Genomic DNA, 25,356 nt, shown 5'->3' on the forward strand with positions numbered 1-25,356 from the left:
CTTAGCTTTCACCTGTTTATTTAGATAAATAAAATTAATCTATGAATTGATTGGGTCGATAGCGCGCTTTTAGACAAAAACGCGTCATCAAAACTATGTTGTAGTGTCTATCAGGATTTTGGCAGAAAGCCGATAATCTACAATTTAAGGAATTAAACTAACGAGTTTGTAATGTCGCTTTTTTTAAAATGACTTTATTTACTGGCACATCTGGCCAATTCAGGGTGGTATTTTGTTCTGTTGGCACCAGTGAAATGGCTTCGAGCACATCCATTCCTTCAATAACCTCACCAAATACAGCATAACCCCAGCGACGTTTAGACGGATCGAGTTTTTTGTTGTCAGCGACATTGAAGTAAAACTGACTATTGGCTGAGTGCGGATCGTTATCGCGCGCCATGGCGATAGTGCCTAAGCCATTGGATAGACCGTTGCCTGACTCGTTCACCACAGATGCCATTGATGGTAGCTCTTCTAATGCGGAGTTGATGCCACCGCCTTGAACAACAAACTCCGCAATGACACGATGAAATAAGGTGTTGTCATATTCACCTTTTACAACATAAGTTAAAAAGTTATCCACTGTTTTTGGTGCCCGAGTTCGGTCGAGTTCAACGACTATGTTACCCATAGAGGTTTCTAAGGTGACTTTGGGATAAAGCGTATCGGGTTGAATATCGACTGCAGCCAGGGCGCTAAAGGTTGTGAATAGTAATATAGACACTGCAGCGGTAACTGAACGAAATTTAGCAAACATGAATAGTCCTTCTTTTTTCACTAATTAATCTGTCAACTTTAGTTTTTTTAGTTATTTAAAAATTGGTGTAACTCATCATCATTAAGTATTTCAGTGGTTAATTTATCAATTAGTTTGTTCATTTCCAGTTCTAATGTGGCGAAATCAGGACTGAATGAGTCTTTAAAATAACCGTTGCCACTGAAGCTTTTCGTAAACTCTTGGCGTGAATTTGACGCTTTAACATTCATTACCAAACGTGTTTTTGCTTCGTAATTTAAGGTGTTATTGATGACATTCGTGAGTAAATATTCTAGTTGAAACTCGACCTGCTTACTGGCTGCAGGATCGACAACATAACCCGCCTTACGCATCCCATCTCTAAAAATGGCGTCAAGCTGTGCTCTAATAGGTTCACTAGAGCTGACTAATCTAGGGGCTTGAGGGGCTTGGTCGAGTTGAACAATAAAGCTTTTTGAGCGGGTATCAAGCATATCAATGCTGATCGCAGTATCATTCGTTGTATGTAAACTAACGGCTCCAAGAGCTGGGTTTAATGCAATATGAGTAGGCTCATGACTAGCACAAGCAGTTAATAACAAAATACTTAATAAAGCAGGAATTGTTTTTTTCATGATGATGCTTAAAAATCATTGTGTTGATAGATTATCACTAAAGGATAACAGAAAATGTGGGTTTTAACATGATCGGCAACGTGTTGGGTAAATGATTTATCTTGGTTGACAATTTTATTTTATCAGGTCAAGTTAACAGTCATAATAATGTTAAATAATATGGACCTAGTATGCAGCTTGTTCAGCCGCAATTTGCCCCTGAAAGTTTAATTGGTCATGATGGGCAACCGGTTTTTGGTCTATTTGATGGAAGTGTTGAAAACTTAAATGTAAAAGCTTTTAAGTACTTTAATGAAATGGATAAGCCCGCCTCGTTTGTAGCAAAGCATTTTGATTTTAAACAATTCCAATTTGTCAGCATTGTCACTCAGCGTTATATTTTAGGTTTGGCCATTGCTGATATTCGTTATGCCGCTTCAAGTTTCTGTTATTTATATGATATTAAAGCCAACCGTTTAGTGCAATCTGAATGGTTAAGACCGTTTGGGTTGGGGTGCACATTAAGTGCATCTGCTTGTCAGGGAACGGCCAAAATTGGTAGTAAGTTGCATCATTTTGAGTTTGTGATTAAAGACGGTCAGTGGCAGGTTAATATTCTATTAACGAATATTCAAGCCAAGCTTACTTTGTCGCCTCCAGCATTAAGTTTACCCCTCAGTTTATCCACCCCGACTGGTTATAATGGCTGGACCTATACCCAGAAACATAATGCCTTAGCGGTGTCTGGTGAGTTAACTATTTTCAATGAGCCGCAGCCATTGCTCAATGCTTTAGCCAGTTATGATTTTTCAGCGGGTTATATGCGGGCAAAAACCGCATGGCGCTGGGCTTCCATCAATGCGTTAACTTCCCAAGGAGCCATAGGATTAAATTTGGCCGCAGGTGTTAATGAAACCGGCAATACTGAAAATGTCATGTGGGTAAATGGTCAACGTCACTTTCTAGGTGCTGCTAACTTTATTTTCAACCGTCAGATTAGTGATGACTTTTGGCAGATATCGACTAATGATGGCCAAGTCGATTTGACTTTTAGGGCGCTAAATTGCCGTAAAGAGAAACTGAATCTTGGTTTTATAAAGAATAATTTTCGTCAATATATAGGTTATTACAGCGGTATATTGATTGATAATGATGGCATCAAATATCACTTACATAATCAATTAGGGTTAGCGGAAGACCATTTTGCAAAATGGTAATGGCTTGCGGGTAATTTGATTAGCGATTTAATAATTTTAAGAATACCTACGGACGATTAGATGGATTTTAACTGGTTAATATCTCACCCTGAAGTGCTGTTGTTAGCACTTGCACCGCTATTTTTTGTCTGTATTTTACTTGAATGGCTGGCTCGACATCGCTTGCCTGCAAATGCTCAATATCGCGGTGTTGAAGTCGCGTGTAACTTTGCCCTAGCGGCAATGCATCAAGCCACGGATTTACTGGCTGGGTTACTGATTGCAAAAGTGTATTTATGGTTATTCGATTGGCGCATGTTTGATATTCAAATGACGGTGGTCAGTTTTATTGGTTTGATTATCGCGCAAGATTTTTGCTACTACTGGTTTCATCGAGCCAGTCATCGTATTCGTTGGATGTGGGCTGCACATGTGGTACATCATAGTTCTGAAAATATGAACTTTAGCACTGCTTTTAGACAAAGTTTAATGTACCCATTGGCGGGTATGTGGCTATTTTGGTTACCATTGGTTGTCGTTGGTTTTGACCCTAACTGGGTGGTATTTGTGGTGTTATTAAACCTAGGCCTGCAGTTTTTTGTTCATACCCAAGCGATTAAGTCTTTAGGTTTTATGGAGTATATATTTAATACCCCTTCTCATCATAGAGTCCATCATGGTCGTAATCCGCAGTATATTGACAAAAATTACGCAGGAGTATTGATTATTTGGGATAAGCTTTTTGGTACATTCGAGCCCGAAGTTGACACGGTTGAATATGGTATTACTAAGCCAGTGAATAGCTTTAATCCATTAACGGTAACCTTTGCTGAATGGCGTGATTTACTCGCAGATATGAGTCAGCCTAATTTAACTTGGCGGCAAAAAATTGCGCTGTTATTGTCACCGCCGCAAGCTAATATCTCTATAGACGTTAGTGATTCAGACAAAAAAACACTCAACGGCGAAAAACCTACTGTTTAATGGCGTGCAAAATAACGAATTTATCATTTGATGCAAAGGTGGTGCAGTTTTTGAAAATGCGTTTTATTTTGACGTGGTACTCTAAATGTCGATTACCCACTACGTGTAACACGCCGCCAGTTGACAACTTGCGGTACGCGTCTAAAAACATCTGCCAAGCAATATGGTCAGTAATCGCTTCACCCTGGTGAAATGGTGGATTACATAGCACTAAGTCAGGCTCAACCTCGCCCAGATTGGTCAAGCAGTCATCCCAGTGAAACTCTGCGGTAGCGTTAAGTTTATTCGCATGAAAGTTAATTCGGCTTGATTCAACAGCCATTTCAGAATCATCGACAAAATGGATGTTTGCGTTGGGATAAAGCTGTGCAGCTCGTAGCCCTAAAATGCCATTGCCGCAGCCTAAGTCGACAATGGTATGGTACTGACCTTGAGGCATGTTATCTAACATAAAGCGGGCACCAATATCGAGTTTATTGGCGGCAAACACATTAGTTAAATTATTGATGTTTAACCCTAGTTCTGCTACTTGCCAGCTTATATCTTGCGGTAAGGACCTTATTAAACCATCGGCTATGCAAGAAATCACTCGCGTTTTCTTCCAGGTTAAACTGGCTGACGCAGGACCTAAGTTTTTACTAATCACATCAATAATCGATTTGTTAATTGATTTCGCTTTCGCGCTAATCAACACTTCAACCCCCTGCGGTAACACATGGGATAAGCGCTGTAATTGATGGGCGAAATAGCTGAGATTTTTAGGTAATTTCATCAACACCAGTTGGATAGTAGATGGCAGTAACTCTCGGCTATTAAAATACTCAATATGGTTTGAGTTTAATTGATTATCTGCCAGGTTTTGCTGTGCACCCAAAAGGCTTGTTTTGGCATCGGTTTCAACCACCAATGGCCAGGTATCATTTATCGCCGTTAGCGCACATTGTAATGCCCCAAAACTGTCATTAATAATGGCGGTCTTAACCGGCTTTTGTTGGTTTTCAATAAGGTGTTTTATCAGGTGTTCATCACCAGCATCCCAAGCCTGAAGATTAGATTCTTGCTTTTTAGGGTAACGAAATAAGGTGAGTTCGATACCTTGGCAGGAAAATTGGCTGGTTGTCATTGATGTTACCCAAGAGTGAATGCATTAAAGCCGTTAATTATCGCAGTTAAGGCGTGAGATTGAAATCACTGGTTTGTATATTGGATTAAATCGAGGGCAATATCGATGGGAATGCATGCTAGCTTAGTGCTAGATGATCGGTTTTGATAATCAGCTTGATATACAAACTCTTTACCTGTGTCGAGGGGAAGTATGAGCAGCTATGATTGTATTTAAGCCATTGACTGAGTAACATCTGCTAAAACGGAATACATATAAAGGATTGATATGAAAGGTGCTGGTGGAACATCAGGTGGAATAGGCTCATTTTTTATTGGCTTAGTTATGATGAGTGGTGGCTTTTACATGTTGCTCAAGGCGATTAAAGTGACCAGTTCATTCGGATTAAGTCATAGCCTATATAGTGTAGGTAGCATGAACCTGACCAGCGGGATGATTATGATCCCCTTTATGTTTGGTGTGGGTTTGATGTTTTATAATGCTAAAAATATTTTTGGCTGGATACTCACCTTCGGTTCTTTGGTTGGGTTAATTTTTGGGGTGATTAGTTCGATTAATTTTCGTTTCACCCATATGAGTGCATTCGATTTAATTGTTATTTTGGTACTAAGTGTCGGCGGCTTAGGTATTTTTCTACGTTCACTTAAAGCGATTGAAAAACGTTACCCTGAAGCATAATCAGTCAAATAAGACGGCATTGAAGCCTAGAGTAGCAAACTAATATTGCCAAGCGGTTAGATTAGGCGTGGCACTGAACTGATAATTGTTAATAACTTGTATGCCTATGTCGTGTTACAGCCATTATCCTGCAGTGGCTGAATTACGCTGGTGGATAATAGATCTACAACTTTACGATTTATTGCTAGTATCGTGTCATCTTAATTTGGTTGGTAGGCTATTACTGTGACAAATACTACGGCAGGCAAGACTTCTACCTCCCCTTTATCGAGTGGTATTTCTTTGGCATCAAATGCAGTTTCATCCTCCAATACTGTAAAAACTTATCGCGTATTACCCTGGATCCTTGATTTTCTAAAACCGTATAAAGTGAAGGTATTTGCTGCAATTGTGTTTTTGTTTATCGGTTCACTTGCCTGGTTATCTTTAGGGCAGGGAGTTAAGTTAATGGTGGACGAGGGCTTTATTGCTGATAACGCCGACCGATTAAATCAGATTATGTTATTTATTGTTGGCATTACTATTATCAGTGCTAGTGCAGTTTTCTGCAGATTCTACTTAATGACCTGGCTGGGTGAGCGAGTCAGTGCTGATATCCGTTTAAGGGTTTATTCACATTTATTGACTTTATCACCGGCTTTTTTTGCTTCACAACGCACCGGAGAGGTTATTTCTCGCTTTACCGCTGACAGCACCTTGATACAAAGTGTTGTAGGCTCAAGTTTGTCTATGGCGCTACGGTCATCTGTGACGGTTATTGGCGGTATTGTGATGATGGGCTTTACCTCGGTAAAGCTGACCGGATTAGTGTTGCTTGCTGTGCCATTAGTATTGGGGCCAGTGGCCTTTTTTGGCAATAAGGTCAGACGATTGTCTCGAGAAAGCCAAGATAGAGTTGGTGATTTAGGCGCCTATATTGACGAAACTTTACATGAAATACACACAGTGCAAGCATACACCCATGAGCCACAAGATAAGGCGGCTTTTGCTGAGCGTGTTGAGGCGGTAATGAGCGTAGCTAAAGGGCGAATTAAATATCGTGCTTTATTGATTGCTACTGTGATGTTTTTAAGTATTTCAGCGATAGCTTTTGTGACCTGGGTTGGTGCACAGGATGTTATGTCTGGTAGCATATCTGCGGGTGAGCTATCAGCCTTTATGTTTTATGCGGTGATGGTAGCGGGTGCGGTTGCAACCATCAGTGAGGTGTTCAGCGAAATTCAGCGTGCTTCGGGGGCGACAGAGCGCTTAATCGAGCTTAGCCAAACGCCTGTGGATATTGTGCAGCTTGCTACTCCAGAACAATTAATGGGTCAAACTCGTGGCGCGCTATCATTATCGGAGTTGGTGTTCGCTTACCCAGCAGAGCCTAATACTGATGTGATTAACCATTTAAGCGTCAATATTCACCCTGGTGAGCGGGTTGCTTTAGTGGGGCCAAGCGGTGCAGGTAAAAGTACTTTATTTGAATTGCTATTACGCTTTTATCAGCCCCAATCGGGTTCGATATCATTAGATGGTATTGATATTGCCAAGCTGTCTTTAATTCAATTGCGCCAACAATATGCGCTTGTACCACAGGAGTCAGTTATTTTTGCCAGTAGTGTGTTAGAAAATGTGCGTTACGGTCGAATTGATGCAACTGAGGAAGAAGTTAAACAGGCATGTATTGCCGCCAAAGCCGATGAGTTTATTGTTGATTTCCCTAAAGGCTATGACACTTATCTAGGCGAACGTGGAGTGCGCTTATCCGGTGGACAAAAACAACGAATTGCCATTGCTAGAGCTATATTAGCCGACAGGCCGGTATTGCTATTAGATGAAGCGACCAGCGCGCTGGATGCGGTCAGTGAGGTGAAAGTAAAACAGGCGTTAGAGACATTAATGGTTGATCGCACCACACTGATAATTGCACATCGGTTGGCAACTGTGATTAACGCCGATCGCATTTTAGTCCTCGATAAAGGTCAGCTTGTGGCATCAGGAACACATAATCAATTAATGCAATCTAGTGAGCTATATCGAGAATTTGCCAGTTTGCAATTACTGACTGAGCAGCCAGATTGTGCTTGATATCAGGGTGCCATTGAGTGCGAGCTTGAATAAGCAATAGCCACAACGCCTCGATTCAATCATTACCCAATAAAAAAGATGCTAAGGCATCTTTTTTATTGGCGCTTGTTTATCAAGTGCTTGGTTATGTACTTCTTATTAAGTATTTTTTAGGTACTTTTGATTCTGGGGCTAGTGTTACAGCTACTTGCGTAATTCTCTGCGTAAAATTTTACCTACAGTACTTTTAGGTAACTGAGTGGTAAACTCAATAATTCGAGGGATTTTATAAGCGGTAAGTTGAGTGCGACAGTATTGTTTAATGGTCTCCTTGGCCGCGTCGAGATCTTGGTCAGGATCTTTTAACACTATAACCGCTTTAATCGCTTCACCAGAACGTTCATCCTCGACACCCACAACCGCACATTCCATCACTAGCTCATGCCCTGAAATAATATCTTCTACTTCATTAGGATAGACGTTAAAACCAGAGACAATAATCATGTCTTTTTTACGATCAACTATGGTGTGATAACCATCCTCTGTTGCTATGGCTATATCACCTGTTTTAAAGTAGCCGTCCTCAGTCATAACACTGGCGGTTTCTTGTGGTTTATTCCAATATCCAGACATAACCTGAGGGCCACTGACTGCGAGTTCACCCGCTGTACCAATGTCCACTTCGTTATCATTTATGTCCAAGATTTTAACCTTGGTGTCTAAAACTGGTTTGCCGATAGTGCCTAAGCGTTGATGCCCTGGCGCATTTAAGCTGACCACAGGCGAAGTCTCTGACAAGCCGTAACCCTCTGATATCATGCAGCCAGTAGTTTGTTGCCATAAATTTGCAGCAGCGCTAGTAAGCGCTGTTCCGCCTGAAATGGTAATGGTCATATGACTAAAATCGAGCGCTTTAAACTCTGGCTGGTGGCATAAGCCAATAAACAAGGTGTTAAGGCCTGCAAATCCAGTAAAAGGATAAGCTTTCATGGTGTTAATTAATCCTGCTATATCTCGAGGATTAGGGATTAACACCGAGCATCCACCCGATTCAAAATACAGCACTAAATTCACCATAAAGGCGTAGATGTGATAAATCGGCAATGGAGCAACAAAAATATCTTTACCTTCACTCATAGTACTGGCGATTCTTGATTTAACTTGCCCTGAGTTAGCCAATAAATTGCGATGAGTGAGCATGGCACCTTTTGATAGCCCGGTTGTGCCGCCTGTATACTGTAAAGCGATTAAATCGGTCTGGTTCGGTTTTACCGGGGTAAAGCCACACTCGCGACCTTGAGCTAATAATGTATTGAATTCAATATTGTTGATGGCTGTTTGGGGATGAAGTTGTGGAGCGATCATATCCAATGCATTCGTTGAAATGACATATTCAATAGCCGTTGATTCTACAACGTTTTCTAATGTAGGCAGTAGGTCTGATAACACGACTAACGCTTTTGCGCCAGAATCATTATATTGATGGATTAACTCTCGTTCAGTATACAGTGGGTTAGTATTCACTATCACAAAACCGCCACGAATAATACCATAAGCGGCAATGACAAACTGAGTGATATTAGGTAATTGAACGGCGACACGATCACCAGGCTTCAAATTAGTGCAGTTTTGCAAGTATGCCGCAAAGTCTCGAGAAAGCTGTTCAACTTCGGTAAAGGTGATGTTTTTTCCTAGGCAAGCATAGGCGGTTTTATCGCCAAATTTAGCGCAGCTTTGTTCGATCAAATCAACGATAGATGTGTAGCAGCTTAGGTCGAGGGTTGAGTCAGCATCATATGCCATGGTATTCACCTTTATTAGTTTTATAGTTATGTCGGTTATAGCGGTAGGTTAATAATCAAACGAGTGTTTAGATTAGAGTGCTTTTAGCCATCAGGTCAATGAAAACTTATTTTAGCCATGAAGTGGCAACTTATCATCTATGTTGATGTATTTAAGTATATTTGCTCTATTTTTGTGCTTGTTACATTTGTGGACTAAGTTTCACCAATCAACTACGGATTTCTAGGCAAGTACATAGTTGTTTTTTTTGATCACAAATATTTCACATTAGCATTCACTTAATTGTAAGTTTTTATTTCTAGCTTGTTATATTGGTTCTTGAGTCAAAAAAATTGATTTATTTCTAATTTTTTTAAATTCGTTTTTAAACATGGGGTTGGCTCATTTTTTTGAGTTTTTGCTCTAAAAATACTGTTTTTTAGTCCATTAATTGCTAATAAATGTTGGCAATTGTTCTTTTCTTGTTATAAAAATGTAAATAGAGATGATGATAATTCATTTTGGGAGAGACGATTTCTTCTACAGGGAATGTTAGGGAATGGTGTTCAAACCATAAAATAATAATGACTGAGAACATAAAATGACCATTAATAATAAAAGCAAATTCGGTAAAAGCTCATTGAGCTTAGCTGTGTCAATCGCATTATCAGGTTCTTTACTAAGCGCTCAAGTGTATGCAGCTGATGAAGAAGTTGTTCAGAAAAAAATTGAAAAAATGGCCGTAATTGGCTCTCGTTCCGCCCCCCGTTCAGTGGGAGAGTCGCCAGTTCCTATTGATATTATTAGCAGTGATGATTTAAAGAAAAATGGCTCAACTGACATGATTGATATGTTAGTGACGTCGGTACCTTCTTTTAACTCTCGTGCTCAGCCTATTAGTGATGCTGCCAGCCTAGTGCGTCCAGTTAACTTACGTGGTTTGCCATCAGACAGTACTTTAATTTTAGTTAACGGCAAACGTCGTCACCGTGCATCTGTTATTGCATTCCAAGGTGGCGGTATTAACGATGGTGCTCAAGGGCCTGATATTTCAGTTATTCCCAGTGCCGCATTAAAGCAAGTAGAAGTATTACGAGACGGTGCTGCGGCGCAGTACGGTTCTGATGCAATTGCTGGTGTAATGAACTTTGTGTTAAAGGATAGCGCTGAAGGTGGTTCAATTTCAGCGACTCAAGGCCAGTACTATGAAGGTGATGGCACGTCGACCACTATTGACGCTAACATTGGTCTACCGCTAACTGACGATGGCTTTGTAAACTTAACGGCTCAATACAAAACAGCTGATGCAACAAGTCGTAGCGTTCAACGCCCTGATGCTGCTGCTATTTTGCTTGCGGGTAATACTGACATTCCAAATCCAGCTCAAACATGGGGTAATCCAGAAATTAAAGATGATTACACTATCTTCATTAACTCTGGTTTTGACATAAACGATAAACACAGTCTTTATGCCTTTGGTAACGTATCGTCACGTGATGCCGTCAGTGGTTTTTACTACCGTAATCCACATAACCGTGGCTCTGTGTATTCAAATGATGATGGTGAAACTTTATTGGTAGGTGATGTCGGCCTGGCAACTAACGGCGTTGCATCATGCTCATGGGTAGGTAATGTTGCGGCAAATGTGCCAAACGTATTAAATACTGCCTCATACCAAGCTATGGCTGCCGATCCTAATTGTTTTTCAATGAACCAAGTTCGTCCAGGCGGATATACGCCACAATTTGCTGGCACAATTGAAGACATGTCATTTTTTGCTGGTATTAAAGGTGAAGTAGCAGATTGGGACTATGATGCAAGTGCAGGTACAGGCTCTAACAAATCAACCTTTAGCTTACGTAATTCATTAAACCCATCGTTAGGTTTAGATACGCCAACCGATTTTGAAACCGGTGCGTATGAGCAAGTAGAAACAACGGTTAACCTAGATTTTTCACGTTTGTTTGACGTGTTTGAAGGGTTGAATTTTGCCACAGGGGTAGAGTGGCGCGAAGAGTCATTTGAAATTACAGCGGGTGAGCAAGCATCATGGGAAGCGGGTCCTTATGCTTCACAAGGCTTCAATATTGGCTCACACGGCTTTAAAGGTTTTGGGCCAGAATCAGCAGGGATAAATGATCGCAGTAACATCGGTGTTTATGTTGATGCTGAAGCTTATTTAGGTGAGAAATGGTTAGTTGGCGCAGCACTGCGCTATGAAGACTTCTCAACCTTTGGTGATACGCTTAACTACAAGTTAACTGCCCAATATTCAGCTACCGATGATTTAGCCTTCCGTGCGTCACACAGTACGGGTTTTCGTGCACCAACCGTTGGACAAGAAAACGTTGTTAATACACAAACCTCAATCGTTAACGGTGATTTGATTCAGTCATTCATTGCACCACCGACAGACCCACTAGCGGCTTACTATGGTGGTGAAGTGTTAACTCCAGAAGAGTCGGTCAGTTATGCGTTAGGTGCTGTATATCAAAGTGGTGATTTCTTCTTAACAGTTGATTATTACACGATTGAAGTGACGGGACGTATTGCTCAGTCTAGCCAGATAACTGTTGAAGCGGCTGATTATGATGACCTTCGAGATCTTGGTGTTGAGTTTCCTGAGTTAATTTCTGCAGTGACGTATTACAGTAATGATTTTGATACCACCACCCAAGGTGTTGATGTTGTAGGATCATATGATACTGAGTTGTTAGCGGGTGACACCAAATTCAGCTTAGCTTATGGTTGGACTGATACGAGTGTCGATAAATATAATGAAGATACGACAGATGCGGGCAAAGTTCGCCGTTTAGAAGATGGTATTCCAGCGCACCGTGCCACATTAACTTGGGGGCAAAACTGGGATGATCTAAGCATGAATTTACGTGCTAACTATTTCGGTGAGTACTATGCAACCCATGCCGATGATACGTCTGCTTGGGGGTCTGAAATGGCCAGTTCAGCAGTAACATTCGACTTAGAAGTGAGCTACACAGTGATGGATAGCTTAACCTTCTCAGTGGGTGCAAATAATCTATTCGACCAAGAAGCACAGAAACTTAAAGATGGTACTTTAGGTGAGTTAGGTGCGGTTTACTATGAAAGTGGCCCATTTGATTACAACGGTGGTTACTACTACGGTAAAGTTAACTACCGCTTCTAGAAAAAGCTTAAGGGCTTAATTAATTTAAGCTCTTAATTAATTGCTAATAAAAAGACTGCCTAGGCTAATGCCGTTCACTTAAGGTGAGCGGCATTTTTTATTTTTGCGACTGGGTAGCCATTTTTACTGACTTTTAAGCACCTTGGATAACTTCTTTCTCGTTTTCCTTCCAGCTTAAACTGCTTGGCATTTCTCTCTATATCTAAAATAAACCTCGGAACATTTCCTGGTGCATATAACGGCATATTAGTGAGTTGATTGATAATATGAGATGAAGCATCTCGAAAACTCAGCTGATTTGGAAATACATTTTTAAGCGATTTCGCCATTAAAATCATTTTATAACGTATTAAATTATAAGCTAATAATAGTCCCCATAGCTCTTGATTTATTAACTCTGGAAGATTGCTTCTCAGCGTAAATCGACTTTCTAACATATATTGTTTCATTTCTCGATAACCCAGCTCTATCTCCCAGCGATGTGTATATAAATCAACTATTTCTGCACCGGATAGGCCATAACATCAAGCATTGAACTCAGAATGTTGACCTGTTTACCTTTTATCTGACGAGTGGTTAATCTGGCTTCTATTGTTAATGGTAATTCAGGGCGTTTCTTTCTCGATTGAGGCGTTGTACTTAACCTGACAAGCTTATCGTGCTTACCTAAACTGCGGATTGTTTCATATTGAGTGCCTTTTTTTAACGGTAATAACCAATGGGTGTTGACGCCTTTAGCCTGCCAATCGTGTAATAAGCCTAGCGAGTAAAAGCCTTTATCAAACAAGGTTAAGCTGTTGTCGGGTACACTTTTGATAAGCTTAGCCGCTAAGTTCATTTCATTTTCAGCCACACTGTCAAAGACGCTATCAACCAGTAAATGACTACTCAGTTCCATCATACAAACCATGCGCACTTGAGGGTAACCAGACTCACTTGATTTGTTTGCTGTGCGCGCAAAAGCTGCACTATTCTCTTTCGTTTCAGGCGTTCTCCAGACTACGCCATCAACGCCAAAGAGGTTCAAACCGCACCAATGAGGATGTTCAGCACGTTGATGCCATGTGGCCGCTGAGCGATGAAATATATCGCGAACCACATCACTGCCAAGCTTTTTTCTGGCCTGTGTGACAGCACTTCTCGCCACATAATCAACCTCTTGTGGCAGCACAATATCAAGCTTGTTAATCAATTGACGAACGGATTCAGTGCGAAATAAAGACATCCCAATAACAGCCCAAACCATAGCGTCCATGGGGAGTTTTCGACGTCTTAATGTGGCAACACCATTGGAGTCTAGACAAGATTGAATAATATCGGGTTCAAGGACATCAGCAAGAGATGAAAATTCGGTGAGTCGGTTAATTGAAGTGCGAGCAAGTGCTTCTGAAAGTTCCATAAAAAAATCCGATAATAAAGATTATCGGATTTTGACAGACTAAAAGGATCGGTCAATAGATCGGTATATTTTTTATCACTTCAGTTCTTAACTGATCGGCATTACTGCCTAGGCAGTCTTTTTTGATGTCTACGAAGCTTTAAATTTAATTCGCCATATCCAAAGCTTGATAGACATGCCTAATCTCTAACACTTTAGGCAGCTCTATTCCATCTGGATAGGCTGGGCCATAGACTTTGTTGTATGGCGTACCAGCGGCACCTTGAATACCCATATACTGCTCAATAACAGTATCAGCCTCAGACCAATTCCCCTGCATTAAAATAATTTTGTCTGTCATTAAAGTATTAACCACTTGTTCGCGATGAAGCACATTAGCTTTATTCGTTTGGCAAGGGACACACCAATCAGCAGTAATATCGACAAAAACAGTAAAGCCTTGCTCTACATAGGGAATTATTTTTTCTGGCGCGAGTGGCTGCCAATAGAGACTTTGATATGCTTGATAGTCTTCGCCTTTATTAACAAAGGCAATAATACTGGCAAGACAAAACGCTAGGCCCCCTAGAACGAAAATAACCGCCATAGGGATAGCTTTACCTTTGAGTTTTGCGAATAATAACCCCGCAATCGCTAGCATTAACGATATAAGTAACAATGAAGCAATAATAGACATGGCGGTGCTTAAGTAAGGGGATCTTACAAATAGCATATCAAGATTTGCTTAATTTGGTGTTAATGTCCGCAGTAATAATAGTGCAATTTATATTAGAGCAAGTAAGGATAAGTATGAGTTTTACAACTTGGTTAGGGTTACTCGCCATTTGTTGCCTAGGAGCAATGTCACCAGGGCCAAGCTTAGCTATGGTAGTTAGGCATACTTTAGGCGGTAGCCGTTTACACGGTATTGTTTGTGCTTGGGCACATTCAATTGGTATTGGGATTTATGCTTTAGTGACCTTATTAGGGCTTGCTGTAGTGCTTAAAGCATCGCCCTTGTTGTTTAATACAATTGCGATAGTTGGCGCATTATACCTGGCTTGGATCGGTATTCAGGCGTTGCGTTCTAAAGGTGGTATGCAACAAAAGCTCGCCGCTGGACATAAAACGAGTTTACTAGCTGCCGCGCGTGATGGCTTGGCTATTTCATTGTTTAACCCTAAAATTTTACTGTTTTTTTTGGCGTTATTTAGCCAGTTTGTATTAGCCGCAGAAACTTTAGCTGGGCAAACATTAATTATACTCACTCCTTTAATCATTGACGGTCTTTGGTATACCTTGATTGCAATTATATTATCGCATTCAGCGGTATTACCTAGGTTACGTGAAAAAGCGGTATGGATAGATAGGGTATCAGGAGTGGTACTTATTGTGCTTGCTGGGCGAGTTATTTTTACCTTGGTATAACGACTTGCAGCATAGCAGTGCGTTACATTTTTAACGTACTGATAATTTGGTATTAATGTTAACGTTTTGAAAGGTGAAAATAATGCCATCTTGTTTAGGTGACATTATTTTCAATTCAATGATTTATCCTTTGAAAACTTGCACACTGTCATCTTGTGCTGGTTCATTTTCAGCTTTAGAGATTGGAGGGTGCTTAATGTGATCTTCTAAGTTTTCATTTAGCATGAGTTTATATTCATTGGCAAACCAAGCTAATGCATTGTCTTTTTCTGCCGCTAAGTCAGATGACTTTATTGCAGCCTCAAATGCATTGTAGCGAGAGGCTGCATAACGTAATGCGGTGCCAACTTTACCAATATCATTTTCTGTCTGGCCGATTTGATTGGCTAGAGCAATAAATTGATCTGCTAGTTGATATATAGTTGTCGCGCTTTGTGTGTCAGAAGCTACGTTTTGAGGTGCAGATTGTTCAGTCATAAGACTCCCTTGATAGGTAATGTAAAATTATTAGTGTACCGAGTTTAAAAATAGAATTCAGTTAAAACTTAACTATTAGGTTCTGAATCTGTGATGACTTGCCCATTACGAGAATCATAATAAATCGAAAGGGTATTTAACTTGTTATAGAAGAAACGGCATTGGTCGGGATTGATATAAGTGACCCTGTATTCGGTCGCTGTTGAGTTTAAACTGGTCGATACGCTAGGTGAGTCTTGTAAAATAGTATTCCAAACAGAAATACAATCGTTAGTATTATTGAGGCGAGGTGAACTTTCAAATGGTGGATAGCTTTGTGCAGGGTATCCCCATAGGTTCATATAAAGCTGACCATTAATTCCGGCATTTTCGTATATTTGTAAATTGTCAGCGGGCCCAGAGTTCCCCATAGCAGCCCATTTGATATGTGCAAGACTAATCCCTGATGCAAATGAGCCACCAGTACCTTTGACATTAGATACATAGGCATCTTGTTGTAGGTTAATAAACTTAGGCAAGGCTATTACAGCTAGAATAGCTAAAATAATAATAACAGTGATTAACTCAATTAAAGTTAAGCCTAGTTGTTGCCGAGTCGTCTTAAACTTCATAATACTCAATAAACGATTTATAATAGCGGTACTCTAAAGTAGCTGATGTAAATTAGCAATTTCCCCTAAAAGTTTGAGGGTGTTGAAAGTGAAAAGTTGGTCTGTATTTATCAAGAATGAACAACAGCAGGACTACTTTATTCGTTTAAATCAATTTCTGATTGATCAGCAGTCAATGAACAAAGTCATCTTTCCTCCAAAGGCCGATATTTATCGTGCTTTTGAATTAACTCCAATAGAAAAGGTAAAAGTGGTGGTGATTGGGCAAGACCCTTATCATGGCGAAGGGCAGGCCCATGGGCTGGCTTTTTCTGTTAAGTCAGGGGTGAAAGTTCCACCGTCACTGGCTAATATTTACAAAGAGTTAGCACAAGATATAGTGGGTTTTTCGCTTCCATCACATGGTGATTTAACCCATTGGGCTAAGCAAGGTCTGTTAATGTTAAATACCGTTTTGACTGTTGAGCAATCTTTGGCGCACTCACATGCTAAAGCAGGCTGGGAGGTGTTTACCGATCATGTATTAGATTATCTTAATCATTCACAGCAACCGCTTATATTTGTGCTGTGGGGAAGTCATGCAATCAAGAAGGGGCGTCTGATTACCCGTGAACATCATACTATTCTAAGTGGTCCTCATCCGTCACCATTATCGGCATATCGTGGCTTTTTTGGATGCGGTCATTTCTCGAAAATAAATCAACAGCTTATTAAAAATGGTCAAGAGCCCATTGATTGGCAGGTATAAAAAAGCAGTAACAATTACTGTTACTGCTTTTTTAGCGGTTTGTTATAACTTAACATATCTTAGTGCTTACGGTTTACCGATAAGTGAGCAAGAGCAATAAGGGCTTGTTTATAATCGGTATCGGGTAATACGATTAATGCATCAATCGCTTTTTGTGCCTCTTGTTCAGCTCTCTTTTGGGTGTATTCAAGCGCCCCAGATTGATGTAAGGCTGCCACTATTTGATCAATTGCTTGGGTGCCATCACCTTTTTCTATGGCGACTTTGATTAACGCTTTGGCGGTGTCATCGCCATGTACCATCGCATAGATTAATGGCAATGTAGGCTTGCCTTCCGCTAAGTCATCGCCAATATTCTTACCTAACTCACCAGTTTTTGCAGTGTAGTCCAGTAAGTCATCGGTTAACTGAAATGCAGTGCCTAAATATTTACCGTAATCGCCAAGCGCTTGTTGCCATTCTGATGGAGCATCCGCTAACACGCCAGCCAGTAATGTAGCCGCTTCAAATAGTTTGGCTGTTTTACAGTAAATGACTCGCATATAGTTTGCTTCAGTCGTCTCGGGGTCATTACAATTCATTAATTGCAGCACTTCCCCTTCTGCCAACACATTGGTTGTGTCAGCCAGAACTTTTAATACATGCATACTGTCGAGTTCAGTCATCATTTGAAAAGAACGGGTATAGAGAAAGTCTCCTACCAGTACGCTCGCGCTGTTGCCAAATAGTGCATTAGCCGTTTCGCGGCCGCGACGTAATGTGGACTCGTCGACAACATCATCATGTAATAATGAAGCAGTATGAATAAACTCAATAATAGCGGCTAACTTTACATGCAGTTCACCCTGGTAGTTTACCGATCTAGCAGCAAGGATTGACAATAAAGGACGTAGACGTTTTCCGCCACCATTTATAATGTAGAAGCCTAGTTGGTTAATTAGGGCTACATCAGATTCAAGTTGCTTATAAATAAGTTGGTTGACGGATTGCATATCTGAGTCAGCCAACTGACGAATGGCGGTTAAATCCATAATACTCTCTAATTTATTGTGGAAGACATTAATGGTCTTTCTATTTGGTGCGCATCTGGGTTCATATCTTACAGGAGAAACGCGCTGTTTTTCAAAGTTGTTATTACTAATTTTGAAACTTGTTACTACTTAAACTCAATTTCTAAAATGTGTGCCTGTGCCATTTTTTTTAGTTACTTCATTAATGCAAAAGAAAAGAGCAGATCTAATATGCTAAGAGGGCAAATGAGTCAGTGCTTTTCAGGATAAATTTAGGTAAAATCATTTCAAAATCCGGTGAAGATAACACAGGAAGATTTTAGCGCTACTCTTAAACTATTATAATGAGTGTTTTTGCGAGGTAGTTAAGGCAATTGTACTTAATGTTTATACAATATTCAGTAACTAGTAGTGAATATTGTGCGGTAGTGACGGCTTTTTAATTTGAATCTGAATTAACACTTGCCAGTATTAAATTCTTCGCGTAGAATCCGCGCCCATTGTCATTAAAAGTTTTTTAGCACCTATTCTCGTAAGATCGGGTTAGAGTGTTAGTCATTTGGAGTGAAATAGCTATGTACGCTGTTTTTCAAAGTGGCGGAAAGCAACACCGTGTTGCTGAAGGTCATACAGTTCGTCTAGAAAAAATTGAAGTTGCTACTGGTGAAACTATTGAGTTTGATCAAGTTCTATTGGTTGCTGATGGTGAGAACGTTCACGTTGGTGCTCCTCTAGTTGCTGGTGGTAAAGTTGTTGCTGAAGTGGTTAGCCACGGACGCGGTGAGAAGATTACTATTCAAAAGTTTAATCGCCGTAAGCATCACGAAAAGAAAACCGGCCACCGTCAGTGGTTCACTGAAGTTAAAATCACTGCGATCAGCGCATAATTTAGGAGTCTAACTCATGGCACATAAAAAAGCTGGCGGTTCTACTCGTAACGGCCGCGATTCAGAAAGTAAACGTCTTGGTGTTAAGCGCTTTGGCGGTGAATCAGTTTTAGCAGGTAACATTATTGTTCGTCAACGTGGTACTAAATTCCACGCTGGTGTAAATGTAGGTATCGGTCGTGACCATACTTTATTTGCTCTAACTGACGGCAAAGTTAAGTTTGAAGTTAAAGGTGCTAATAACCGTAAGTTTATTAGTATCGAAGCTTAATTCTTTAACTAAGCTAAAATCTAAAGCCCTGCCTCTGGTAGGGCTTTTGTGTTTTTTGTTATTGGTTTTGGACCGATAGCAAATTATGTCTAACCTTACGTTATCCTGTTGGTTTTAAAGCAAGAGTGAACTGAGTGATTAGATAGATCTATTTTTTGCAGCAAGCGGAAGATGTATTTTCCATACACCACGCTTTTCTGCCCCCTGATATTTACTGTATTTAGGGTTATAATTAGCGCCAAGGTTCTATCGTACAACAAGGTCACTTGCCTTGATGTTATTAGATGATTGGAGTGTTAGGAGTCCGTATGAAGTTTGTTGATGAATCCAATATCCGTGTAGAAGCCGGTGACGGTGGTAGCGGCTGTGTTAGTTTTCGCCGTGAAAAATATGTACCGGATGGTGGTCCTGATGGTGGTGATGGTGGTGATGGTGGTAGTGTCTTTTTACAGGCAAACGAAAACCTGAACACCCTTATTGATTATCGCTTCACTCGTTTTCATATGGCTGAACGTGGTACAAATGGCCGAGGGCGTGATTGTACTGGCCATGCTGGTGCAGATCTAGTGTTACAAGTACCTGTAGGTACACGTGCTATAGATCAAGAAACCGAAGAAGCATTAGGTGACTTAACAAGCCATGGGCAAAAGCTGCTAGTGGCGAAAGGTGGCTTCCACGGTTTAGGCAATACACGTTTTAAAAGTAGTACTAACCGTGCGCCACGTCAAAAAACTCTTGGTACGCCAGGGGAAGTGCGCGAAATAAAGCTAGAATTACTTTTATTAGCCGATGTAGGACTGTTAGGTTTACCTAATGCGGGTAAATCGACATTTATACGCTCAGTATCACGTGCTACGCCTAAAGTGGCCGATTACCCCTTCACGACACTAATACCAAACCTAGGGGTTGTTAACCCACGCCCTGGTCAAAGTTTTGTTATTGCTGATATTCCGGGACTGATTGAAGGCGCTGCAGAAGGTGCAGGCTTAGGTATCCGTTTTTTAAAGCATCTTGAACGTTGTCGAGCACTGCTACACATTATTGATATCAACCCTATTGACGGCAGTGATCCGATTGATTCTGCTAGAGCTATTGTCGGTGAATTAGAGAAGTATTCTCCAAAGCTTGCCGCTAAGCCTCGTTGGATGGTATTTAATAAAATCGACCTATTGCTTGAAGATGAAGTAAAAGAAAAAGTCGCTCATATTATTAAAGAACTCGCTTGGGAAGGCGAAGTTTTCACTATGTCAGCTTACAATCGCCAAGGTACTGAAGAGTTAAGTATTAAGTTGCTTGATTTCATTCAAACATTGCCTATTGGTCAAGACGACCAAGATGACGAGCAGGAGGTTGAGTTTAAGTGGGATAATTATCATCAAGCTAAAGATGACAGTATCAACGAAAATTACGATGATAGTGACGACTTGGATGATGATGATTTTGATGAAGATGACTATGATGTTGAAGTGATTTATCAGCGTTAAGTTGTAAAGGATTACTGTGTACGCGGACAACCAAAATGATATTACCCGTTTAGTTGTCCGCAGCGCGCAATTGCTATTGGCCTATGGCGCTGTGTCTGATTTAATTGAAGAACTGAGTCAGCGCCTAGGCAAAGCTTTAGGGCTTGTTAGTGTTGAACTGACTATCTTATCTAATGCTCTTGTATTCACCAGTCTGGCTCGAATTCAACCTAACACATTCCCTGTAAAAGTCGTTACCCCTGTTATCGGACTGTCCTGTGCTAGTCTTTACCATTTATTGGCTGGTGATAAGATAGCCTGTTTAGTGGCGTGTATCGTCTCATCGATTGGTAAGAGTGTTAGACAGTTTCTTACTAAAAGACAATTTAATTTATTAGTTAGTTTTTCAATTACCGCTTTTATCACTAATACTGCGGCCATCATTCATATGCTCGCCGAAACTTACGTTTCCAATACTGTTACAGCACGTACCCAATTAACGCCTCAAAACCAAATCAGCCCAGAGTTAAGTGAGCAAGTGACTGTAAGTGGGTTTGAAATGGTTTTCATTGTGGCTGCAGTGGCTGTAGGGATAGCATTACCCAGTTTAGTATATTATCGCAATCGTCCCATTATTTAATTAGAGGATTCATCATGCGTATCGCAATGATTGCCGCCATGGCTAACAATCGTGTTATTGGTAAAGACAATCAAATGCCATGGCATTTACCTGAAGACTTAAAGCATTTTAAAGCAATGACATTATCTAAGCCTGTGGTTATGGGGCGTAAGACCTATGAGTCAATAGGGCGTCCATTACCCGGAAGGCATAATATTGTTATTACTCGACAATCTAATTATGCACCGGATGGGGTCACCTGTGTCGGTAATTTTGAGCAAGCGGTTGCTGCCGCAGGTGAATGTGACGAATTAATTATAATGGGTGGCGGTCAGCTATATGCTGAACTACTCTGTAAAGCAGATGTATTATATTTAACTCAAATTAACTTAGATGTTGAAGGTGATACTTATTTTCCTGAGTGGGACGATGGCAGCTGGCTATTGAAACAAACTCTTACAGCAACAAATGAGCATGGATTGCAATATAGCTTTAACACTTTTGTTAAAAACTGTAAACTTGCTCACGAGTTACCCTGAAGCTAAATACAATCACCAAGATGAGCGTATTAAGATAAAATAATAAATTTAAAGGAGTGTCAGATGCGTTTAATGCCTGTGGCGATAGCCGTCCTGATTGCAGCATCTTCTGTGTCAGCCCCTGCTGTAGCGAACACTGATCAGTTAGTTGCTAATATATGTGATTATGTAAAGTCAGACGATAAGAACCGTTTACGTAAAAAGCTGAAAGAGGCTCGTGTAAAATTACGTAATATATATTCAGGTGTAAGTTGTGATGGCAGCAGTTTATTGCGTACTGCCTACAATTCTAACGCGAATGACGTAGGTGAGTTTATTGCTAAACGTTTACCTGCATCAGATCTTTCAACTGCTGAAGCCGATGGTTCTTCTATTATCGACTGGGCAAATGCTAATGGTCATAGTGGTAGCCCTATCACTGCAGCGATTACAGATCGCTTAGGTGGCGGTGCTGGTGAGGACTAATCGTTAAGATTATTCAGCATCTACAATGTTAATTTAAAAATACCGACTCATTAAGTCGGTATTTTTTTTGATTCAAATTTAGCTGTAAATTGACGACTGATAATCGATCAGTTCTTCCACAAATTAACCAACAAAAAAGGCCTTTCGGCCTTTTTTGTTGGTCAGATACACTTTATCTGAATTAGACTTTAAACTCTTTAACTGACGATTGTAGCTCTTCCGCTAGCACTGCTACTTGATGGCTTGATTGTGCTGTTTGCTCCGCCCCAGAAGATGTTTCTTCTGATATAAGGGCAATATGCTCAAGCTTCTCAGACACCTGCTGGCTAACTAGATTTTGCTCTTGTGCGGCGTGAGCGATATGGGTACCAGAGTCATAAGCTTTATGAACTGACTTGATAATTGTCTCAAGGGCTATGTTAGCCTGTTCATTCTTATCGACACAGCTATTAGCTTGTGAGCGACCCAGTTCCATAACCGCAACGGCTTGTTGAGCACCTTGCTGTAATACTTCAATCATCAACTGAATTTCTCGAGTTGAGTCTTGGGTACGTGAAGCAAGACTACGAACTTCATCGGCGACTACTGCAAAACCACGACCTTGTTCACCAGCTCGTGCTGCTTCAATAGCAGCATTTAATGCCAATAAGTTAGTTTGCTCTGCAATACCACGAATAACATCTAAAATAGAACCAATAGAAGCACTGTCGGTATGAAGTTTATTAATGACCTCACCGGCTTTAGTGACTTCATCTGCTAACGCTAAAATAGTCAACTTACTTTCATCAGCAAGTGAGCGCATGTGTTGGGTTTCTTGGTCGGCTTGTTTTATTTGCTCTAGCGCTTGATCTGCACTCATTGACACTTGCTGAGAGCTTGAACTTAACTCTGTTGTAGCCGTTGCAACTTGATCTACCTGACTTTTTTGCTCCTGAATACCAATAGTCGTTTGCGCTGTTATTGCTGAGGTCTCTTCTGCTGCCGCAGCAAGTTGATTTGAACGATCTAGAATCCCCATTATTAAACTACGTAAGCTATCAACTAAACGGTTACAGTTTTTCGACAGTTCTGCAAATTCATCGTGGCCAGAGTCATCCAGTTTATGAGTTAAATCACCTGAAGCTAGTACATTAAGTGCTTGGTTTACCTGTGCTAAAGATTGTTTTAATGGTTGGACAACCATATAGCTGACAAAAAATGCGACAAAGATAGCAAATAGTACTACAACCATGGTTTTTACTTCTGCAGAGTCAATCACATCTATTGCTTCGTTAGTGATCTGGTTAGTAAAACTATCAATGGCAGCGGCAAGCTCTGTCATTTTTGTATTAACTATTTTGATTTTAACTTGGATATCAGTTAGCGCAGCCGCTGATACGACTTCGTGCTGTAACTGCTGCTTTTTTAGATTGATTATTGAATTGTTGCCCGATAATAATGTAAATACTTTATCTGTTTCTGCATTAAGATCGGCTAATGTACCACTGTCAATAATATCTTGACCCTGTAGGCTTATATGACTTAATTTCCCTTTTGCTTCACTGACCATGAAATCTAACTCTTTAATAATCAGATCATATTTGTTGCTGTCAGTGACCGCTACGAGGTCGTATACCGTAGTGATTAAATTGATAAATGTGCTGTCAACAATATTAGCGGATGAAGCTATGCTTCTTTCTACTGAGTCTTCGCTCGATTCTAAATCTGTTACATCGAGTAAAATAGAAGATGCATCGTCAGCCGCATTTTCTATATCACTGCGCATTTTCAATGCCTGTTCTTGTTTAGATAAAGCTTGCTGTCTTTCGCTGAGCATTTTATCGGCGACAGCTTCATACGCTAGATAAGCTGACTTTAATTGGTTTAACGGTTGTGAAAGTTGTTCTTGCTCGGAAATTAAGTTTGTTAACTTACTGAACTCAGATTGGAATTTCTTATTTTCGCTGGCAAGATTTTGCTCAATAGTTGGAATTTTTGAAGAGTGATCACTGTAATAACCCAAAATAGACTGAATTTGTTGACTACTAATATTTTCACTTAATAAACTAGTATGTGCCAAAGCGGGTAAGTTGACTTGTTTTAAGGTTTGGGTGCCTTTTTTGATGCTGTTATTACCTAATAATGTGACAACGCCAAATATAATTAGTAATAAAGTTAAGACAGAAAAACCGCCTATAACCCTAGTGGCCACTTTAATTTTCATATGTTTCTCCAACCTATTATTATTTTATCCCAACAGCGAGGACTTTGGTATTCAGGTACTTTTAAATCCGATAGTAGTTTATCGGCTTATTTGTTATTTAGTTTAACGTTAAATAAATTATTTTGGGTAATTTTTTCATTTGTTTCAAGGTGCCACAGGGTTAAATGTTCACCCCAACAACATCCGGTATCTAAAGCGTGTAAATGTGGTGCTGATGTCTGTCCCATTAATGCCGCCCAATGACCAAAAACGATTTGATAAGGTTTTTGTAACGACGATTCAAAATCAAACCAAGGCTTTAATATATTATCTTTGAGTTGCTGTGGTGGTAGCTTACATTCAAACTCTAAACTCGTATCGGGATGTAAAAAACGCATCCGTGTGAGGGCATTGATACCATATATAGTTCGTTCAATGCCGTTAAGGTTATTGCTCCAAGCATTAGGCTTATTCTGATACATCTGGCCAATAACATTCGTCAAGTAATCTGCTTGTTTTAGCTGTTCACTAATCGTTAAACTCTCAGATAAAAGTGTGTCTAAATTCCACTGAGGAGGCACACCCGCATGACTCATTATAAGGTTATGTTCTGGTAGGTGACGTACTAAGGGTTGCTGCCTTAACCAAGTGATCAGCTTATGACAGTCAGGCGCTTCGAGCAATGCCTGTAAATGATCATTTGGGTTAGCACGTTTTATTTTGCCATGAATTGCCATTAAATGAAGGTCGTGATTACCTAATACTACCTTGCCGCTGTTTTGTAGTGATTCAAATAATCTTAAGGTTTCTAATGAACCTGGCCCGCGGGCAACTAAGTCACCCACGGCCCACAGGATATCTGTTGAAGGGTTAAAGCTAACTTTTTGCAATAGTATTTGCAGTTCTTCAAAACATCCTTGGATATCGCCGACAAAATAATTGGCCAT

Annotated in this window: 23 protein-coding genes and 1 pseudogene; 13 read left to right on the forward strand and 11 right to left on the reverse strand. The window is 40.4% G+C overall.

Going from position 1 to position 25,356, the window contains the following annotated elements; all coding sequences use genetic code 11:
• Positions 1-157: 157 nt before the first annotated feature.
• Positions 158-757 carry a peptidylprolyl isomerase gene (locus tag L0B17_RS06290; RefSeq protein ID WP_235088415.1) on the reverse strand — a complete coding sequence of 200 codons (600 nt, stop codon included), beginning with the start codon at positions 755-757 and terminating at the stop codon, positions 158-160.
• Between the two features lie 47 nt (positions 758-804).
• The gene (locus tag L0B17_RS06295) at positions 805-1,371 is read right to left on the reverse strand and encodes a YajG family lipoprotein (protein ID WP_235088417.1); all 567 of its coding nucleotides are present in this window, start codon (positions 1,369-1,371) and stop codon (positions 805-807) included.
• 170 nt (positions 1,372-1,541) lie between these two features.
• Between L0B17_RS06295 and L0B17_RS06300 the strand changes: the two genes are divergently transcribed.
• A complete protein-coding gene (locus tag L0B17_RS06300) occupies positions 1,542-2,567 on the forward strand; it encodes a DUF2804 domain-containing protein (RefSeq protein ID WP_235088419.1) in 1,026 nt (341 codons plus the stop codon).
• Positions 2,568-2,627: 60 nt separating this feature from the next.
• Positions 2,628-3,530: a sterol desaturase family protein gene (locus L0B17_RS06305; protein WP_235088421.1), complete on the forward strand. Its 903-nt coding sequence runs from the start codon at positions 2,628-2,630 to the stop codon at positions 3,528-3,530.
• On the opposite strand, the gene L0B17_RS06310 is transcribed toward L0B17_RS06305, so the two are convergent.
• On the reverse strand, positions 3,520-4,653 hold the full coding sequence (locus L0B17_RS06310) for a methyltransferase (RefSeq protein WP_235088423.1): 1,134 nt from the start codon (positions 4,651-4,653) through the stop codon (positions 3,520-3,522). The genes L0B17_RS06305 and L0B17_RS06310 overlap by 11 nt on opposite strands.
• Positions 4,654-4,920: 267 nt before the next feature.
• Here L0B17_RS06310 and L0B17_RS06315 point away from each other — a divergent pair, with 267 nt between their 5' ends.
• Together L0B17_RS06315 and L0B17_RS06320 are read left to right on the forward strand one after the other, a co-directional pair.
• A complete protein-coding gene (locus L0B17_RS06315; protein ID WP_235088425.1) occupies positions 4,921-5,331 on the forward strand; it encodes a hypothetical protein in 411 nt (136 codons plus the stop codon).
• A 276-nt stretch (positions 5,332-5,607) separates the two neighbouring features.
• Positions 5,608-7,404 carry an ABC transporter transmembrane domain-containing protein gene (locus tag L0B17_RS06320; protein ID WP_235089634.1) on the forward strand — a complete coding sequence of 599 codons (1,797 nt, stop codon included), beginning with the start codon at positions 5,608-5,610 and terminating at the stop codon, positions 7,402-7,404.
• A 183-nt stretch (positions 7,405-7,587) separates the two neighbouring features.
• Here L0B17_RS06320 and L0B17_RS06325 read toward each other — a convergent pair whose 3' ends face one another.
• Positions 7,588-9,186: an AMP-binding protein gene (locus L0B17_RS06325; protein ID WP_235088427.1), complete on the reverse strand. Its 1,599-nt coding sequence runs from the start codon at positions 9,184-9,186 to the stop codon at positions 7,588-7,590.
• A 580-nt stretch (positions 9,187-9,766) separates the two neighbouring features.
• Between L0B17_RS06325 and L0B17_RS06330 the strand changes: the two genes are divergently transcribed.
• A complete protein-coding gene (locus tag L0B17_RS06330) occupies positions 9,767-12,331 on the forward strand; it encodes a TonB-dependent receptor plug domain-containing protein (RefSeq protein ID WP_235088428.1) in 2,565 nt (854 codons plus the stop codon).
• Between the two features lie 74 nt (positions 12,332-12,405).
• Here L0B17_RS06330 and L0B17_RS06335 read toward each other — a convergent pair.
• A pseudogene (locus L0B17_RS06335) lies at positions 12,406-13,730 on the reverse strand (IS4 family transposase).
• 145 nt (positions 13,731-13,875) lie between these two features.
• Positions 13,876-14,442: a thioredoxin family protein gene (locus L0B17_RS06340; RefSeq protein WP_235088430.1), complete on the reverse strand. Its 567-nt coding sequence runs from the start codon at positions 14,440-14,442 to the stop codon at positions 13,876-13,878.
• A 77-nt stretch (positions 14,443-14,519) separates the two neighbouring features.
• On the opposite strand from L0B17_RS06340, the gene L0B17_RS06345 reads away from it, so the two are divergent.
• Positions 14,520-15,137, forward strand: a complete 618-nt coding sequence (locus L0B17_RS06345) for a LysE family translocator (protein WP_235088431.1) — start codon at positions 14,520-14,522, stop codon at positions 15,135-15,137.
• Between the two features lie 123 nt (positions 15,138-15,260).
• Here L0B17_RS06345 and L0B17_RS06350 read toward each other — a convergent pair whose 3' ends face one another.
• Both L0B17_RS06350 and L0B17_RS06355 read right to left on the reverse strand, forming a co-directional pair.
• Entirely contained in the window at positions 15,261-15,614 is a 354-nt protein-coding gene (locus L0B17_RS06350) for a DUF3144 domain-containing protein (protein WP_235088433.1), read from the reverse strand.
• A gap of 68 nt (positions 15,615-15,682) precedes the next feature.
• Entirely contained in the window at positions 15,683-16,225 is a 543-nt protein-coding gene (locus L0B17_RS06355; protein ID WP_235088434.1) for a prepilin-type N-terminal cleavage/methylation domain-containing protein, read from the reverse strand.
• 82 nt (positions 16,226-16,307) lie between these two features.
• Between L0B17_RS06355 and ung the strand changes: the two genes are divergently transcribed.
• Positions 16,308-16,973, forward strand: coding sequence for a uracil-DNA glycosylase (gene ung / locus L0B17_RS06360; protein WP_443019941.1), 666 nt, complete (start codon positions 16,308-16,310; stop codon positions 16,971-16,973).
• A 59-nt stretch (positions 16,974-17,032) separates the two neighbouring features.
• Here ung and ispB read toward each other — a convergent pair whose 3' ends face one another.
• Complete coding sequence (gene ispB / locus L0B17_RS06365; RefSeq protein WP_235088437.1) at positions 17,033-18,004, reverse strand: octaprenyl diphosphate synthase; 972 nt, start codon at positions 18,002-18,004, stop codon at positions 17,033-17,035.
• A gap of 554 nt (positions 18,005-18,558) precedes the next feature.
• On the opposite strand from ispB, the gene rplU reads away from it, so the two are divergent.
• The 6 genes from rplU (at position 18,559) to L0B17_RS06395 (ending at position 22,227) form a co-directional block, all read left to right on the forward strand.
• A complete protein-coding gene (gene rplU / locus L0B17_RS06370; RefSeq protein WP_235088445.1) occupies positions 18,559-18,870 on the forward strand; it encodes a 50S ribosomal protein L21 in 312 nt (103 codons plus the stop codon).
• Positions 18,871-18,886: 16 nt separating this feature from the next.
• Entirely contained in the window at positions 18,887-19,141 is a 255-nt protein-coding gene (gene rpmA, locus L0B17_RS06375; RefSeq protein ID WP_006080527.1) for a 50S ribosomal protein L27, read from the forward strand.
• Between the two features lie 308 nt (positions 19,142-19,449).
• Complete coding sequence (cgtA, locus tag L0B17_RS06380; protein WP_235088461.1) at positions 19,450-20,625, forward strand: Obg family GTPase CgtA; 1,176 nt, start codon at positions 19,450-19,452, stop codon at positions 20,623-20,625.
• Between the two features lie 16 nt (positions 20,626-20,641).
• Positions 20,642-21,244, forward strand: a complete 603-nt coding sequence (locus L0B17_RS06385; protein WP_235088463.1) for a threonine/serine exporter family protein — start codon at positions 20,642-20,644, stop codon at positions 21,242-21,244.
• 14 nt (positions 21,245-21,258) lie between these two features.
• Positions 21,259-21,762 carry a type 3 dihydrofolate reductase gene (gene folA / locus L0B17_RS06390; protein WP_235088471.1) on the forward strand — a complete coding sequence of 168 codons (504 nt, stop codon included), beginning with the start codon at positions 21,259-21,261 and terminating at the stop codon, positions 21,760-21,762.
• A 63-nt stretch (positions 21,763-21,825) separates the two neighbouring features.
• Positions 21,826-22,227: a DUF3718 domain-containing protein gene (locus L0B17_RS06395; RefSeq protein WP_235088473.1), complete on the forward strand. Its 402-nt coding sequence runs from the start codon at positions 21,826-21,828 to the stop codon at positions 22,225-22,227.
• A 181-nt stretch (positions 22,228-22,408) separates the two neighbouring features.
• On the opposite strand, the gene L0B17_RS06400 is transcribed toward L0B17_RS06395, so the two are convergent.
• On the reverse strand, positions 22,409-24,430 hold the full coding sequence (locus tag L0B17_RS06400; RefSeq protein WP_235088475.1) for a HAMP domain-containing methyl-accepting chemotaxis protein: 2,022 nt from the start codon (positions 24,428-24,430) through the stop codon (positions 22,409-22,411).
• A gap of 86 nt (positions 24,431-24,516) precedes the next feature.
• A complete protein-coding gene (locus L0B17_RS06405) occupies positions 24,517-25,356 on the reverse strand; it encodes a symmetrical bis(5'-nucleosyl)-tetraphosphatase (RefSeq protein ID WP_235088477.1) in 840 nt (279 codons plus the stop codon).

The sequence above is a fragment of the Shewanella sp. OMA3-2 genome, from assembly GCF_021513195.1.
In the GTDB taxonomy this organism is placed as follows: domain Bacteria; phylum Pseudomonadota; class Gammaproteobacteria; order Enterobacterales; family Shewanellaceae; genus Shewanella.

Bases quoted from the DNA above. Each gene is read 5' to 3' on its own strand.
- L0B17_RS06355 (WP_235088434.1), bottom strand. From the start codon at position 16,225: ATGAAGTTTAAGACGACTCGGCAACAACTAGGCTTAACTTTAATTGAG.
- ispB (WP_235088437.1), bottom strand. From the start codon at position 18,004: ATGGATTTAACCGCCATTCGTCAGTTGGCTGACTCAGATATGCAATCC.
- folA (WP_235088471.1), top strand. From the start codon at position 21,259: ATGCGTATCGCAATGATTGCCGCCATGGCTAACAATCGTGTTATTGGT.
- L0B17_RS06290 (WP_235088415.1), bottom strand. From the start codon at position 757: ATGTTTGCTAAATTTCGTTCAGTTACCGCTGCAGTGTCTATATTACTA.
- L0B17_RS06340 (WP_235088430.1), bottom strand. From the start codon at position 14,442: ATGCTATTTGTAAGATCCCCTTACTTAAGCACCGCCATGTCTATTATT.
- L0B17_RS06310 (WP_235088423.1), bottom strand. From the start codon at position 4,653: ATGACAACCAGCCAATTTTCCTGCCAAGGTATCGAACTCACCTTATTT.
- L0B17_RS06350 (WP_235088433.1), bottom strand. From the start codon at position 15,614: ATGACTGAACAATCTGCACCTCAAAACGTAGCTTCTGACACACAAAGC.
- L0B17_RS06395 (WP_235088473.1), top strand. From the start codon at position 21,826: ATGCGTTTAATGCCTGTGGCGATAGCCGTCCTGATTGCAGCATCTTCT.
- L0B17_RS06305 (WP_235088421.1), top strand. From the start codon at position 2,628: ATGGATTTTAACTGGTTAATATCTCACCCTGAAGTGCTGTTGTTAGCA.
- L0B17_RS06325 (WP_235088427.1), bottom strand. From the start codon at position 9,186: ATGGCATATGATGCTGACTCAACCCTCGACCTAAGCTGCTACACATCT.
- L0B17_RS06315 (WP_235088425.1), top strand. From the start codon at position 4,921: ATGAAAGGTGCTGGTGGAACATCAGGTGGAATAGGCTCATTTTTTATT.
- L0B17_RS06300 (WP_235088419.1), top strand. From the start codon at position 1,542: ATGCAGCTTGTTCAGCCGCAATTTGCCCCTGAAAGTTTAATTGGTCAT.
- rpmA (WP_006080527.1), top strand. From the start codon at position 18,887: ATGGCACATAAAAAAGCTGGCGGTTCTACTCGTAACGGCCGCGATTCA.
- rplU (WP_235088445.1), top strand. From the start codon at position 18,559: ATGTACGCTGTTTTTCAAAGTGGCGGAAAGCAACACCGTGTTGCTGAA.
- L0B17_RS06405 (WP_235088477.1), bottom strand. From the start codon at position 25,356: ATGGCCAATTATTTTGTCGGCGATATCCAAGGATGTTTTGAAGAACTG.
- L0B17_RS06295 (WP_235088417.1), bottom strand. From the start codon at position 1,371: ATGAAAAAAACAATTCCTGCTTTATTAAGTATTTTGTTATTAACTGCT.
- cgtA (WP_235088461.1), top strand. From the start codon at position 19,450: ATGAAGTTTGTTGATGAATCCAATATCCGTGTAGAAGCCGGTGACGGT.
- L0B17_RS06330 (WP_235088428.1), top strand. From the start codon at position 9,767: ATGACCATTAATAATAAAAGCAAATTCGGTAAAAGCTCATTGAGCTTA.
- L0B17_RS06400 (WP_235088475.1), bottom strand. From the start codon at position 24,430: ATGAAAATTAAAGTGGCCACTAGGGTTATAGGCGGTTTTTCTGTCTTA.
- L0B17_RS06345 (WP_235088431.1), top strand. From the start codon at position 14,520: ATGAGTTTTACAACTTGGTTAGGGTTACTCGCCATTTGTTGCCTAGGA.